16 protein-coding genes and 1 tRNA gene are annotated in these 14192 nt (G+C 34.9%); 11 read left to right on the plus strand and 6 right to left on the minus strand.

What is annotated here, in order from left to right; genetic code table 11:
- The first annotated feature begins 94 nt into the window (after positions 1–94).
- From rep to ACGH6Q_RS07575, 11 genes are all read left to right on the plus strand, one after another.
- Positions 95–2110, plus strand: coding sequence for a DNA helicase Rep (rep, locus tag ACGH6Q_RS07525; RefSeq protein ID WP_174798470.1), 2016 nt, complete (start codon positions 95–97; stop codon positions 2108–2110).
- A 35-nt stretch (positions 2111–2145) separates the two neighbouring features.
- Complete coding sequence (locus ACGH6Q_RS07530; RefSeq protein ID WP_296302413.1) at positions 2146–2901, plus strand: hypothetical protein; 756 nt, start codon at positions 2146–2148, stop codon at positions 2899–2901.
- 112 nt (positions 2902–3013) lie between these two features.
- Positions 3014–3484, plus strand: a complete 471-nt coding sequence (locus tag ACGH6Q_RS07535) for a YhcH/YjgK/YiaL family protein (RefSeq protein WP_174798468.1) — start codon at positions 3014–3016, stop codon at positions 3482–3484.
- A 25-nt stretch (positions 3485–3509) separates the two neighbouring features.
- Positions 3510–4445 carry a sugar kinase gene (locus tag ACGH6Q_RS07540; RefSeq protein ID WP_174798467.1) on the plus strand — a complete coding sequence of 312 codons (936 nt, stop codon included), beginning with the start codon at positions 3510–3512 and terminating at the stop codon, positions 4443–4445.
- 234 nt (positions 4446–4679) lie between these two features.
- Positions 4680–7520, plus strand: coding sequence for an excinuclease ABC subunit UvrA (gene uvrA / locus ACGH6Q_RS07545; protein ID WP_366941246.1), 2841 nt, complete (start codon positions 4680–4682; stop codon positions 7518–7520).
- A 182-nt stretch (positions 7521–7702) separates the two neighbouring features.
- Positions 7703–8305 carry a glycerol-3-phosphate 1-O-acyltransferase PlsY gene (plsY, locus tag ACGH6Q_RS07550; RefSeq protein ID WP_065590802.1) on the plus strand — a complete coding sequence of 201 codons (603 nt, stop codon included), beginning with the start codon at positions 7703–7705 and terminating at the stop codon, positions 8303–8305.
- A gap of 211 nt (positions 8306–8516) precedes the next feature.
- A complete protein-coding gene (gene recR / locus ACGH6Q_RS07555) occupies positions 8517–9122 on the plus strand; it encodes a recombination mediator RecR (RefSeq protein ID WP_065560888.1) in 606 nt (201 codons plus the stop codon).
- Between the two features lie 66 nt (positions 9123–9188).
- Positions 9189–10007 (plus strand): pyridoxal phosphatase, encoded by an 819-nt coding sequence (locus tag ACGH6Q_RS07560; RefSeq protein WP_085165443.1) that lies wholly within the window; start codon positions 9189–9191, stop codon positions 10005–10007.
- A 22-nt stretch (positions 10008–10029) separates the two neighbouring features.
- Positions 10030–10737, plus strand: a complete 708-nt coding sequence (gene truC, locus ACGH6Q_RS07565; RefSeq protein WP_085165441.1) for a tRNA pseudouridine(65) synthase TruC — start codon at positions 10030–10032, stop codon at positions 10735–10737.
- Positions 10738–10804: 67 nt separating this feature from the next.
- On the plus strand, positions 10805–11083 hold the full coding sequence (locus tag ACGH6Q_RS07570; RefSeq protein WP_065590806.1) for a hypothetical protein: 279 nt from the start codon (positions 10805–10807) through the stop codon (positions 11081–11083).
- Positions 11084–11274: 191 nt separating this feature from the next.
- Positions 11275–11348, plus strand: a tRNA-Cys gene (locus ACGH6Q_RS07575).
- 80 nt (positions 11349–11428) lie between these two features.
- Here ACGH6Q_RS07575 and ACGH6Q_RS07580 read toward each other — a convergent pair.
- From ACGH6Q_RS07580 to ACGH6Q_RS07605, 6 genes are all read right to left on the minus strand, one after another.
- Complete coding sequence (locus ACGH6Q_RS07580) at positions 11429–12451, minus strand: integrase (RefSeq protein ID WP_411592516.1); 1023 nt, start codon at positions 12449–12451, stop codon at positions 11429–11431.
- On the minus strand, positions 12435–12659 hold the full coding sequence (locus ACGH6Q_RS07585; protein WP_160431326.1) for a DUF4224 domain-containing protein: 225 nt from the start codon (positions 12657–12659) through the stop codon (positions 12435–12437). Before ACGH6Q_RS07585 ends, ACGH6Q_RS07580 begins: the two co-directional genes overlap by 17 nt.
- 2 nt (positions 12660–12661) lie before the next feature.
- Positions 12662–12883 carry a hypothetical protein gene (locus ACGH6Q_RS07590; RefSeq protein ID WP_411592517.1) on the minus strand — a complete coding sequence of 74 codons (222 nt, stop codon included), beginning with the start codon at positions 12881–12883 and terminating at the stop codon, positions 12662–12664.
- Between the two features lie 247 nt (positions 12884–13130).
- Complete coding sequence (locus ACGH6Q_RS07595; protein ID WP_411592518.1) at positions 13131–13451, minus strand: hypothetical protein; 321 nt, start codon at positions 13449–13451, stop codon at positions 13131–13133.
- Positions 13448–13747 (minus strand): hypothetical protein, encoded by a 300-nt coding sequence (locus ACGH6Q_RS07600; RefSeq protein WP_411592519.1) that lies wholly within the window; start codon positions 13745–13747, stop codon positions 13448–13450. The genes ACGH6Q_RS07595 and ACGH6Q_RS07600 overlap by 4 nt, the downstream gene beginning before the upstream one ends.
- Positions 13748–13807: 60 nt before the next feature.
- A complete protein-coding gene (locus ACGH6Q_RS07605) occupies positions 13808–14110 on the minus strand; it encodes a hypothetical protein (RefSeq protein WP_411592520.1) in 303 nt (100 codons plus the stop codon).
- Positions 14111–14192 lie beyond the last annotated feature (82 nt).

Below are 14192 nucleotides of genomic sequence, written 5' to 3' on the forward strand. Positions count from 1 at the left end.
AATAGCAATTATATTTGCTCAATAATGACGCTAATTGCGCGTTGCTAGTATATCGTTATATACTAGCTCACATTTTTCCTAATGGTTTTATTCTGTGCGTTTAAATTCAAGTCAACAAAAAGCCGTTGAATATGTTTCAGGACCTTGCCTTGTTTTAGCTGGGGCAGGTTCTGGCAAAACTCGGGTTATCATTAACAAAATTTCCTATTTAATTCGTGTTAAAGAATATTTACCACGCCATATTGTTGCGGTTACCTTTACGAATAAAGCCGCACGCGAAATGAAAGAACGTATAGCCCAAGCACTTAGTAAACAAGAAGCAAGAGGGCTTAAAATATCAACATTCCATACGCTAGGATTGGATGTTATTCGCCGAGAGTATACTCATCTGGGAATTAAATCTAATTTCTCATTATTTGATGATCATGATCAAACAGCGCTACTCAAGGAACTAACTCATCAATGGTTAGAAGATGATAAGGATCTAATTAATCAATTACGCTCAACAATCTCAAATTGGAAAAATGATCTTGTTGATTCAACTATTGCGATGGCAAGAGCGCAGACGAATAAAGAGAAACTATTTGCTCACTGTTATCAATTGTATGAAAAACAATTAAAAGCTTGCAGTATATTAGATTTTGATGATCTTATATTATTGCCCACACTCTTATTAAAAACCAACGAAGAAGTTCGCGAAAAATGGCAAAACAAAGTTCGTTATTTGTTGGTTGATGAATATCAAGACACAAACACAAGTCAGTACGAATTTATCAAATTACTAGTTGGTAACCGAGCTAAATTTACTGTTGTTGGTGATGATGATCAGTCTATTTACTCTTGGCGTGGTGCACGACCACAAAATTTAGTATTACTTAAACAAGATTTTCCTAATTTAGAAGTGATCAAATTAGAACAAAATTACCGATCATCGGGTCGAATTTTAAAAGTGGCGAATATCTTAATCGAAAATAATCCACATATCTTTGAAAAAAAACTTTTCTCAGAACTGGGTTATGGTGAAACATTAAAAGTTATTTCAGCCGATAGCGAAGAGCATGAAGCCGAAAAAGTTATTAATCACCTTATTGGCCATCGTTTTGCGCATAACAGTCAATATGGTCAATACGCTATCTTATATCGTGGCAATCATCAGGCACGACTAATTGAAAAGATACTCATGCAATATCGGATACCGTATCGAATCTCTGGCGGTACATCATTTTTTGCTCGAATTGAAATTAAAGATTTAATGGCATATTTGCGATTATTAACTAATCCAGATGATGATAATGCGTTTATTCGTATTATCAACACACCAAAACGAGAAATTGGTCCAGCAACTATTCAAAAACTTGGCGAATGGGCTAATCATCGAGGTGTTAGTTTATATCAAGCAAGCCATGATATGGGGTTGACCCAATTGCTTTCAGGTAAACGTATGGAGTCATTACAAGAATTCATACAATGGTTTGATGCCCTTATTCAAAAATCTCATACTGAACCCATGGAAGCTATTTATGAACTTCTACACGGGATTCATTATGAGAGCTGGATTTATGAAACCTCATCATCCCCAACATCAGGGCAAATGCGTATGCGGAATGTAGAACAATTGGTCAGTTGGTTAAATGATATGTTGCAAGGTGATGATATTGATGAAGCAATGACACTTGAACAAGCTGTCGCGAGATTTACTTTGCGTGATATGTTAGAACGTAACGAGTCCGAAGAAGAACTCGACCAAGTACAACTTATGACACTACATGCATCTAAAGGATTAGAGTTTCCTTATGTCTACTTGATTGGCATGTCCGAAGGTTTATTACCTCATCAAACTAGCATTGATGAAGATAACATTGAAGAAGAGCGCCGTTTAGCTTATGTTGGTATTACTCGGGCGCAACGAGAACTGACTTTCTCTTTTAGCCGGCAACGTAAACAATTTGGCGAGACACTTCAAGTTGAACCGAGTCGATTTTTATTAGAACTGCCACAAGACGACTTAGAGTGGCAAGATCAGCGTAACGAATTATCACCTGAAAAAAAAATGCAACAAGGGCAAAGTAGGCTAGCCATGCTAAAAGCGCAAATTGCCAAGGCTAAGTAACCAAATTTTGACAATTATAAAATAAGGAATAACAAATGATGAAGTTAATAATAAGTGTCATATTAATTTTAACTAGTTGCTTTGCGAATGCTACAGGTTTAAATTATCACTCAGAACGCACGAGGCTCTATCAATTAACCAAAAAATTTGAAGCGCAAAAAACATTACCTAGGTTATATACAAAAGAAGGTAAAGAAATTCTTAGCCAATTTACTGATCCCAAACTTCTTGAGAATTTTTCAAAAGATAAAATAGATGAGAAATTAGATATAACCAATTATATCAACCATATAGTTGAGATTTATTTAACCTTTTCATCAAATAAATCAAACGAAATAACCAGCCAAGATCTAACGAATAACCTAAAACGATTTCAACAAGAAATTATTTTATTAAGTACTTTTAATATAAAATATTTTGCGGCAATATCTCCCCATATTAATCAGTTTTATAAAGAACTTCCCGATAATGAAAGAGGTGGAGTCATACAGTATAGTGTGAAAATGATGCAATCAGAAATGTTAAAATATTACTACGGTGGATTTAAGTGGATTGCTTTACCAGACTGTTTAACTGAACAATCTAAATTGGATATTATCACCACATTAGAACAGTCAGCTGAAAATTACGCAAAATTTATCCCAGAATCGAAAAAGACCGCAATCATTGAAAAGGCCGAACAATTAATAACTCAACAACCTATATTTAAATCACAGTTATCACATATTATCAACGTGATGAAAACAAACGAATGTGAAGAAATATGTCAAATAATCTACGAAAATAAGTGACTTATGTATATACTCTTTATCAATCTAATTAAATTTATCATAGTATAAGTTAGTTACAACTAATTTGGTTATTTGTATTAATTTTCATCAATATTTTTAAGGATAATTTGGTATGATTTTAGGTAATATTAATCATTTAGGGTTAGTTCCTTATTTACCCGAAAAAATTAAGCAATCAATTGAATATATTAAAGATAATGTCAATAATAACACGCCTGTGGGGCGTTACGATATTGATGGTGATAATATGTTTTTTATGGTGTCAGATAGTGCATCGCGATATATCCACGATGCTGATCCAGAATATCATGAAAAATATATTGACGTTCAGATTGTTTTAGTTGGGCAAGAGGGTATGGCAGTAAGTACGTTACCTCCGTATACCAAAGTGTTAGATAATAAATTAGTAGAAAATGATATTGCCTTTATCGAAACACCAAAAGAAGAGACCTTGTTGATATTACACCCAAATGATTTTATCGTGTTTTTACCTAATGAAGTGCATAAACCGCTTTGTGCAATTGATAATAATATCGAAACAGTTCGCAAAGTTGTGGTAAAAATCGCGTTAGATTATTTATAAAAAGGTTAAAGATGATAAGTATAATATGGCTACAAAAATAGCTGTTATTGGCGAATGTATGATTGAATTGTCGATGAATCAGGATTCGACTACGCGTGGTTTTGGTGGTGATACGCTTAATACATCGATTTATTTGTCTCGTTTACTAAAAGATAATGATTTTTCAATACATTATGTAACCGGGCTTGGTACCGATCCCTTCAGTCAAGAAATGTTAGATTGTTGGCAAACAGAAAACATTCAAACAGATTTAGTACAAAGAATGTCTGATAAAATGCCGGGGCTTTATTCTATTGTTACTGATGAACATGGTGAACGGTCTTTTTATTATTGGCGTAATGATGCTGCTGCTAAATTTTGGTTGAAAACAACTGAAACAGATAGAATAATTCAGCAAATTGAACATTATGATTATGTATATTTGAGCGGTATTAGTATTGCTATTTTAGATGCTGAAAGTATCCTTAAGTTATTAGATCTTTTAAAACGTGTTAAAGCTAATGGTGGTAAAGTTATTTTTGATAATAATTTTCGTCCATGTTTATGGAGTAGCCTTGATTTGGCTCGTAGTGTTTATGCTGATATTCTTAGCTTTACAGATATTGCATTTTTAACATTAGATGACGAAGATTTATTATGGGGTAAGCTACCTTATGAGCAAATTATTGAGCGTACAAAACAATTTGGTGTAACTGAAATTGTTATTAAACGTGGCAGTGATAACTGTATTATTGATTCTGCTGATGGTCGTTTTGAAGTTCCTGCTAATAAAATCACTAAAGATAAAGTGATTGATACTACGGCCGCTGGTGATTCATTTAGTGCTGGTTATCTTGGGGCTCGTTTAAGTGGAAGGAACCCTTCTCAGTCAGCATTACAGGGGCATTTGGTGGCTGGCACGGTTATACAATATCGCGGCGCAATTATTCCTGTTGATGCGACTCCAAAATTGATATACTAAGTTAAATCAACAAATGACGGTTATTAATGACCGTTTTTCTCTGCGGTAGAAATAAAAATTTTAGTTTATTTTTTGTCAAAAAGTTTCAGGTAACACTGTGTTTTAGTATAAAATTAGCCAAGTAGTATATTCAGCTATATAGTTGTATATTTAATCAAATGTTACTGGTATAATATACAGTTAATTTTCTATCCATTTTGTTTAAAAAACACAACAAAGAAGAGATCTATGTCAATCAAAGATATCGATATTCGTGGTGCGAGAACGCACAATCTAAAAAACATTAATGTAACCATTCCAAGAGATAAATTAGTTGTTATTACAGGTCTTTCTGGATCAGGTAAATCTTCGTTAGCATTTGATACTTTATATGCCGAAGGGCAACGACGCTATGTTGAATCGTTGTCGGCGTATGCTCGTCAGTTTTTATCATTGATGGAAAAACCTGATGTAGATCATATTGAAGGATTATCACCTGCAATTTCGATCGAGCAAAAATCAACTTCGCATAACCCTCGTTCGACAGTAGGGACTATCACTGAAATTTATGATTACTTACGTTTGCTTTTTGCTCGAATTGGAGAACCTCGTTGTCCAAATCATCATTTACCGTTAGCTGCACAAACGATATCACAGATGGTCGATAGCATCATGGCGTTACCGACTGATAATCGTTATATGCTACTTGCCCCTGTGGTTACTGAGCGTAAAGGGGAGTTTGTTAAACTGTTCGAGCAACTTGCTGCTAGTGGTTATATTCGGGTACGAGTGGATGGTGATGTATATGATCTTTCTGATCCGCCAATTCTTGAATTGCAAAAAAAACATACCATTGAAGTTGTTGTTGATCGTTTTCGTATTCGTGACGACTTAAAACTTCGTTTAGCAGAGTCGATTGAAACGGTTCTTTCGATCACTAATGGTATTGTTAAAGTGGCCAATTTGGATGATCCACAAGCTGAAGAATATTTGTTTTCGGCTAATTTTGCTTGTCCTATTTGTGGTTACAGTATTTCTGAATTAGAACCGAGATTATTCTCGTTCAATAATCCCGCTGGTGCGTGCCCTGAGTGTGATGGTTTGGGGGTGCAACAATATTTTGATCAAAAACGTATTGTTCAGATGCCAGAAGTTTCATTAGCTGCTGGTGCGATTAAAGGTTGGGATCGTCGCAATTTTTACTATTTCCAGATGCTAAAATCATTAGCAGATCATTATAAGTTTGACATTGATAAACCGTATGAGAAATTACCTGAAAAGATAAAAAATATTTTATTAAATGGTTCAGGTAATACCGAAATTCAGTTTGTTTATTCAAACGATCGTGGTGATGTGGTTAAGCGTAAACATCCATTTGAAGGGATTATTAATAATTTAGCTCGTCGGTATAAAGAAACTGAATCACAAACTATCCGTGAAGAGCTAGCAAAATATATTAGTCATCGACCTTGTCCTTGTTGTAATGGTTCGAGGTTATGTACGGCAGCAAGAAATGTGTTTATTAATGATACAAATTTACCAACAATTAGTGATTTAAGTACGCAACAAGCCAAGGATTTTTTTGATAAATTGACATTGACAGGGCAACGAGCTCAAATTGCAGAAAAAATCTTGAAAGAGATAAACGATCGTTTACAATTTTTGATTAACGTTGGACTTAACTATTTAACGCTTTCAAGATCCGCTGAAACATTATCAGGTGGTGAAGCACAACGTATTCGATTAGCAAGCCAAATTGGTGCAGGTCTTGTTGGCGTGATGTATGTGTTAGATGAACCTTCTATTGGATTGCATCAGCGAGATAATACTCGTCTGATTGACACTTTAACGCATTTACGTGACTTAGGTAATACTGTTATAGTCGTTGAACATGATGAAGAAGCTATTATGGCTGCTGATTATGTGATTGATATTGGTCCTGGGGCAGGGGTTCATGGTGGTGAAGTTGTTGCTCAGGGAACACCCAAACAAATAATGGCATGTAAAACATCTTTAACAGGAAAATATTTATCCGGTAAAGAAAAAATTGAAATACCAACTATTCGCACCAAAGTCGATAAGAAAAAAATGTTATCACTTATTGGTGCAACCGGTAATAATCTTAAAGATGTGACATTAAATATTCCAGTTGGCTTATTTACATGTATCACTGGTGTATCAGGCTCGGGAAAATCAACCTTAATTAATGATACCTTATATCCCCTTGCCCAAAACCAACTCAATGGTGCAGAAAAAACTGAAATAGCACCCTATAAATCAATCAAAGGACTTAACCATTTTGATAAAGTAATTGCGATTGACCAAAGCCCAATTGGACGTACGCCACGTTCTAATCCAGCAACTTATACTGGATTTTTTACTTCTATCCGTGAACTTTATGCTGGTGTACCAGAATCTCGAGCTCGAGGCTATAATCCAGGTCGCTTTAGTTTTAATGTTAAGGGTGGACGCTGTGAAGCTTGTCAAGGTGATGGTTTAATCAAAGTTGAAATGCACTTTTTGCCTGATATTTATGTTCCTTGTGATCAGTGTCATGGTGCTCGCTATAACCGTGAGACCCTAGAGATCAAATATAAAGGAAAGTCTATTAACGAAATTTTAAATATGACAGTTGAAGAAGGTCGCGAGTTTTTCGATGCCGTGCCAATGATAGCACGCAAACTGCAAACATTGATTGATGTTGGGCTTTCTTATATTACCATTGGACAGTCAGCAACAACATTATCGGGTGGTGAAGCGCAACGAGTAAAACTTGCAAAAGAATTATCTAAGCGAGATACTGGTCGTACTTTGTATATCTTAGATGAACCAACAACTGGGCTACATTTTGCTGATGTGAAACAATTATTAACGCAATTACATTCTTTGCGAGATAAAGGCAATACTATCGTTGTTATCGAGCATAATTTGGATGTAGTTAAAACAGCAGACTGGATTGTGGACTTAGGACCAGAAGGTGGTAATGGTGGCGGAGAAATTATTGCCGAAGGGACGCCAGAAGAGGTTGCGAAATCTAAACATTCCTTCACTGGAAAATATTTAAAACCGTTGTTGGAAAAACAAAAAGTAGTCTAGGATTATTATTAATATAGCATATAAAGAACGGGCTAGGAGCAACGCCCAGTCTTTTTATATACTTTAATTAATATTATAGTTAAATAAGTACTGAAAATAGACAGAAACTGGATTTACGACGAGTTTGGTAAGATTCTTAAGTGCAATTATCAGCATGGGTGGTTGATGAAAGGGGGTGTATTTTGACATTGCTAATTGTATTGATGATCATAGTCGCCTATATTTTGGGCTCTCTTTCTGGTGCAATGATCATTAGTCGCATCATGCATTTACCTAATCCTTCAGAACATGGATCTCACAATCCTGGAGCAACCAATATTTTACGACTCAATGGCAAATTACCAGCCATTTTTGTTTTAATCTTTGATATGTTAAAAGGTACAATTCCTGTTTATATTTCATATCGGATTGGTATTACACCTTTCTTTTTAGGTATTATTGGTATTTTTGCTTGTTTAGGACATATTTTCCCCTGTTTTTTTCATTTTCGTGGAGGAAAAGGAGTTGCAACTGCGTTAGGTATGATGGCTCCAATTGGGTTTGATTTTACAGGTTGCTTTATTTTAACTTGGTTACTTACTTTACTAATTACAGGATATTCTTCGGTAGCTGCAGTTGTTGGTTTTCTTATGGCACCATTTTATGTTTGGTTATTCAAACCTGAGCTTACTTTACCAGTTGCAATGCTTTCGTGTTTGATTATTGTTCGCCATAATAATAACATTATGCGCCTTTTTAAAGGTGAAGAACCAAAAAGTTATCATCGTAGCAAGAACAAAAGATAGCCTAAAAATTTATACATAATAATGTTATATATTTGAATATGTGCTTTTATAACATAGATTGTCCGTTATGTAACATCCTACCTACTTATTTTCTGCAATCTTTTTGATTTTATCGTTAGTTAATTAAACAATAGAATAATTCTTGTTTGATAGATTTTTTAAAAAAGGTATTATTATCTTAAAACTCAAATATGTGGGAACCAAATAATTCATGCAAATAAGCCCATTATTAGAATCACTTATGGAAGCATTGCGTTGTTTACCTGGCGTTGGTCCAAAATCGGCGCAACGAATGGCCTTTCATTTATTACAACGAAATCGACAAGGTGGCATTAAATTAGCTCATGAGCTACATGAAGCAATGATAAATATCGGCCATTGCAAGGAATGCCGAACTTTTACCGAACAAGAAACCTGCACTATTTGCGCAAATGCTCGTCGTCAAAGTAGTGAGCAGCTTTGTGTGGTTGAAACTCCAGCAGATATAGTAGCTATTGAACAAACAGGACAGTATAGTGGCCGCTATTTTGTATTATTAGGGCATTTATCACCTTTAGATGGTATTGGCCCTAGTGATATAGGTCTTGATTTATTGAAAAAAAAGCTATCTTCGGAATCGATCAGCGAAGTTATTTTAGCCACTAATCCCACCGTCGAAGGTGATGCAACAGCTAATTATATTGCGCAAATGTGTGCAGAGTTTAATGTAACAGCAACAAGAATAGCTCATGGTGTTCCAGTTGGTGGTGAACTCGAAATGGTAGATGGTACCACCTTATCGCATTCGTTTGTTGGTCGTCAAAAAATAGAATTATAATTTTATTGAACTTTTAGTACTTAGTCAGTCTTTATAGCTAAGATCAGAAATGAGAAGAGGTATTATATGAAGTATAAAGCCGTAGCCTTTGATATGGATGGTACGTTGTTAGCCGGCAATCGTTTAATTTTACCAGAAACAATAGCGGCCATTGAAAAAATTACAGCTAAAGGTGTGAAAGTTATTTTAGTTTCAGGGCGGCATCATTCTGTAATTTATCCTTATTACTATCAGCTCAAATTATCAACCCCGGCAATTTGTTGTAATGGATCTTATCTCTATGATTTTGAGAAACAAAACGCTTTTGCCGCTAAACCAATGACGAAAGATCAGGCTCGAATGCTACTAAATCTTGTCAATCAATATGGTATTCATACATTAATTTATACTGACAAAATGATGACTTATGAATTGTTAGATGATCATCTAGAAAGCTTTTTTAAGTGGGTTAAATCATTGCCTGAGTTTTTACAACCTGAAATTAAAAAAGTAGATGATTTTGAAAAAGTTATTGAGCAATCTGACGCTATTTTTAAATTTGCAACAAGTAGTCATAATATACCTGCTTTACAACAATTTTCAAATGCAGTTGATTCCTTAGGAGTGTTTTCGTGTGAATGGTCTTGGACAAATCGAGCAGATGTAGCAGTTAAAGGAAATACCAAAGGGAATGGGTTAACTCACTGGGCAGAGCACGAAAATATTGATTTAAGCGAAATAGTCGCTTTTGGTGACAGTTATAATGACATAAGTATGTTATCTATTGCTGGATTAGGGATTGCGATGGGTAATGCTGATGATGAAGTGAAAGCCAAAGCGAATTATGCCATTGGTGATAATAACGGCCCTAGTATAGCTAAAGAGCTTGAAGAACTCTTTTTATAATTGATATTTTAATAAATATTCTATGTTTGAAATTCTTTATCAAGATGATGACTTAATTGCCATTAACAAACCATCTGGTTGGCTTGTGCATCGCAGTTGGTTAGATAAAACTGAAACAGTTGTTGTGATGCAAACATTGCGTGATCAAATCGGTCAACATGTCTTCCCTATACATAGGCTAGATAGACCAACCTCTGGTGTTTTGTTGTTTGCCCTTTCTAGTGATGTAGCAAGAATTATGTCAGAAGAATTTGCAAAAAAACAAATTGAAAAAACGTATCATGCAATAGTGCGAGGTTATCTTGAGGGGGAAGCGGTGATTGATTACCCGTTAGTTGAAGAATTAGATAAAATTGCAGATAAATTTACTAATAAGAATAAACCAGCACAAGATGCCGTCACATTTTACAAATCTATCAGCAAAATTGAAGTTCCGATTAAGGTTGGCAAATTTGAAACAGCAAGGTATAGTTTTGTTGAATTAAAACCACAAACCGGTCGTAAACATCAACTACGTCGCCATATGAAACATATTTTCCATCCGATATTGGGGGATAGCAAACATGGTGATTTACATCAAAATCGTGCATTTGCAACTTATTTTAATATCAAACGATTGATGTTACATGCAAGCAAACTTGAAATCAAACATCCAATCCAACATAAACCAATGATTATTGAAGCTAAATTAGATCAAAGTTGGCAAGATATCCTTTTAAATTTTAAATAGTAGTTATTATTCCATATTACTTTGCAATCATTTGATTATATAGCATTATTTTTATGATTTACTAGCGTTGTTTACAGTAGTTTCTCAAATTACTGTAAACAATGCTAGTAAATCCTACATTTTAACAAAGCAAGGTGAAGCTTTCATATTAGCCCCCCGTGAAGAGCCACATCTTTATTGTACAACGTTACTTTTTGATTCCATCATCAAATTTCAACCTGATTTTAATGTTAATTGGCAATCAATTAATTTTCCATTTCTAAGTGGTGTTTATTTATTTCCAAATGCATTCGCTAATTATCCAGATATTACCTGGATCTATAAATATCCCGAAACATCAGAATAATATTGTACAATTTGCTCTAGCATAAAATTAAATTTAAACACATATTTTGTGCGATCTTTTTGGGAAATATGCTGTTTACTCTTACTGTGGTTAGTTAAAAATAAAGTGACTGCTGTAATTATAATCTATTTAATCTTGACGATTAGTCAAGCCAGTGATAATATTTGCAGCCTATTCAGATAGACCACCAAGGCGCGTTGGCAGAGTGGCCATGCTGCGGATTGCAAATCCGTCTACCTCGGTTCGACTCCGGGACGCGCCTCCATCTTTCATAAAGAAAATCAATAAGATAAAATCTTGTCACTTTAAAACAATCAATGCTTGGAATTAACTTAGAATATACAGTTAGAATAAATCTTCTTTTTTTGGCGGGTTTAATGTTGGTGTTACTTTCACTTTTCTGTCATATGTATTAACCTGAGCCTCGGTCTTGTGACCACTAAATAGCTGTTTATCTTTAGTTGCTCCGTCGTAGTCCGAAATAGCCTTGGCTTTAATATCATGAAATGTGCAATTGATTTTTCTGCCAAGCTTTTCTTCTGCTTTTCGTTTTGCATCCAACCAGTATGAGTTAAAAGTCTTCTGGATTAGCTTGCCTCCTGATTTATTTTGTAGCACGAGAGAGTCAGAAGAAGACGGTGGAAATAATTTTTTAGCTAAATTAATTGCATCGGTTAGTCGTTCTGTCCATTGTTTGATTTGCCTTTTTCCTGTTTTACCTTGTTTTATGTAAATACCTTCTTTGAGTATTTGGCTGTGCTTTAGCTTGAATATATCACCTTCCCGAACTGCGCACAGATACGATATTTCCATTGCCACTTTTAGTATATCTATCGCTTCATCATAAATAGTGTAATATTCTATATCTTCAATATATTTATCTCTTGCTTGAATGCTGAATTTTTTAACCCCAGAACATGGATTCATTTTACAATACCCGCGCTCATAGCCCCAGCCAAACGCTACAGACATATAAGATAACTCATGGTTTGCTTGCACTTTGCTTTGCTCGCCCCTGATGTCCATGTAGCGCCTGATATGTTCCGGCTTGATATTATTAACGTTTATATGCCCGAAAACGGGTAATATTTTTTTTGCTCCTCGTAATTTATCCTCTTGTGAGCGTGATGACAGTTTATGAAAAGCAGCGCTATTTAAGTGCATGCTCCACAGCTTGCTAAACGTCATTTCCTCTTTTTGTTCAGCAATAACCCCCTCATACTTCGCCCACAACTCTACCATACTCATATTTATCGAGCCTAGTGTAACGGTTTTGTTTTCTCTGGTTTTTAGATAGTATGAATATTTATTTTTTGACACGCGAGGAGGGAGGATATTGTCTTTTTTGTCTTTACGGTTCCTTGCCATTTAAAGCTCCAAAATCCGGCTCTTGTTGTTGTTTTTGTTCAATGCTTACTTTTTGATTCAATGATGAACGCAAGATTATTGGTTTACCAAGCAAATTGATATGAAAGCAAAATTTGTTTTCTTTTAACCATTGTATTTGTAAATTTTTTCTTTTTTTGCCAGTTAACATATGCAGTTCATCATCTGTTAATATAATTGATTCCGCCATGCTTACACCTCTCTATCAACTAAAATAATTCCTCTTGCTATCCCTTTGATGATTTTTATGTGCCCCTTTTTCTGTAATGATTTAAAAAAACATTCTATTGCGTTAGCGGATTTATAATTAAAAAAGCTAGCCATTTCCGAGCGAGTTGGCGGGTATCCATTAGTTTTAATAAATTCTTTTATAGCATCTAACACGTTTTTTTGCTTTTTTGTTAACTCTGTCATTATTTACTCCTATAATCTTTTCTCATCTCTCATCAACAAATAACACTCGGTAACTTACTGTATTTATTCACTGTAAACCCTCTTTTTAACTTTACCGTACCCGTCACATTTTGGGCATTCAGACTTAAATCCGCTATCGAGTTTTTGCGCTAGATATCCAAGTCCAAATCCGCATACTCCCATCATGTGATCGGTAACTCTCCCAGTTCCTTTGCACCGTTTGCATTTAACGTATATATAATATTTATTAGTCATTTTTACCCCTTAAATTATTAAAAAAAGCTACAATATTAGCCCTGTATTGTTTTTGTGGTGGAAATTTACCACTGGTACCGCCGATGTGTTTTTGTGATTCCAATTCATCAATACGTTCATTAAGTTGTTCAATTTGCCAATCTCTCCAGCTCAGCTCAGTTGCGATATCAGATTTACTATCCAACCGCTCACGTGTCATAGCAGTTATATGTCTATCGTAATGACTTAAAAATGGGTGCCCAATAGTAAACATCTCATTAAATCGATTTTTTGGGTCGTATAGCTTATCAGTTGTTTTTAGTGGTTTTTTCATTTCTCACCTCTTAATAATTTTGTTACACGCGTTAACTCGGCTTTAAATTGATCAACGGTTACAGGTATTTCAAAATATGCATCTACAGAATTAGCCCAACGGTCGAATGTCTTTTTAATACCGATTTGAACGACGTTTTCCGTCGGTAGAACTCTCACGCGAAATAAATCATTACGACCTTGTATCTCATAACAACCATCGCAATAACATTCTGTATCGTAACCAAGAGCAATTAGTACATCATTAATCTTTAGAGTTCGTTGTTTCATTAGCTTGCTAAATTTTTCACCTTTCATATTTTTCACCAATTTGGATGTTAATTCATTAGGGTCCCCCCCCCCAATGGGGGATATTGTTTAACATTTTTTGATTTTTACATCATCTGGGCATTCAATTTTTAAAGTTGGGCTGTAATTGTGGCCATTAATTAACTGAATATTCCAATTTGGAATTGGTATACCTTCATTTACTGGAGCAACGCCAATCATCCAAACGCAGGGAGTAACGTACTCACCGATGACGTAAAGCTGATTTTCGCCGGAACTAACTTTATATCGCGCTAGTTTATCGAAACAGTCGATCTCTTCGACAGGTTTTCCATTTATTGATACACTAAAAATATCGTCGCTGTGACCGATGAAAGTTAATTGTTTAGTCATAATTATTCTCCTCATTTAACTGTTACTATCACGCCGTTTTTTATTACAGCACGTAAACCAATACATTTAACTGGTATAGTTC

It is taken from the genome of Gilliamella sp. BG2 (genome assembly GCF_046635645.1).
Classification (GTDB): Bacteria; Pseudomonadota; Gammaproteobacteria; order Enterobacterales; family Orbaceae; genus Gilliamella; species Gilliamella bombi.

Coding starts and splice junctions, on each gene's coding strand:
- ACGH6Q_RS07530 (WP_296302413.1), top strand. CDS start 2,146: ATGATGAAGTTAATAATAAGTGTCATATTAATTTTAACTAGTTGCTTT.
- ACGH6Q_RS07535 (WP_174798468.1), top strand. CDS start 3,014: ATGATTTTAGGTAATATTAATCATTTAGGGTTAGTTCCTTATTTACCC.
- ACGH6Q_RS07540 (WP_174798467.1), top strand. CDS start 3,510: ATGGCTACAAAAATAGCTGTTATTGGCGAATGTATGATTGAATTGTCG.
- recR (WP_065560888.1), top strand. CDS start 8,517: ATGCAAATAAGCCCATTATTAGAATCACTTATGGAAGCATTGCGTTGT.
- ACGH6Q_RS07560 (WP_085165443.1), top strand. CDS start 9,189: ATGAAGTATAAAGCCGTAGCCTTTGATATGGATGGTACGTTGTTAGCC.
- truC (WP_085165441.1), top strand. CDS start 10,030: ATGTTTGAAATTCTTTATCAAGATGATGACTTAATTGCCATTAACAAA.
- ACGH6Q_RS07580 (WP_411592516.1), bottom strand. CDS start 12,451: ATGGCAAGGAACCGTAAAGACAAAAAAGACAATATCCTCCCTCCTCGC.
- ACGH6Q_RS07585 (WP_160431326.1), bottom strand. CDS start 12,659: ATGGCGGAATCAATTATATTAACAGATGATGAACTGCATATGTTAACT.
- ACGH6Q_RS07590 (WP_411592517.1), bottom strand. CDS start 12,883: ATGACAGAGTTAACAAAAAAGCAAAAAAACGTGTTAGATGCTATAAAA.
- ACGH6Q_RS07595 (WP_411592518.1), bottom strand. CDS start 13,451: ATGAAAAAACCACTAAAAACAACTGATAAGCTATACGACCCAAAAAAT.
- ACGH6Q_RS07600 (WP_411592519.1), bottom strand. CDS start 13,747: ATGAAAGGTGAAAAATTTAGCAAGCTAATGAAACAACGAACTCTAAAG.
- ACGH6Q_RS07605 (WP_411592520.1), bottom strand. CDS start 14,110: ATGACTAAACAATTAACTTTCATCGGTCACAGCGACGATATTTTTAGT.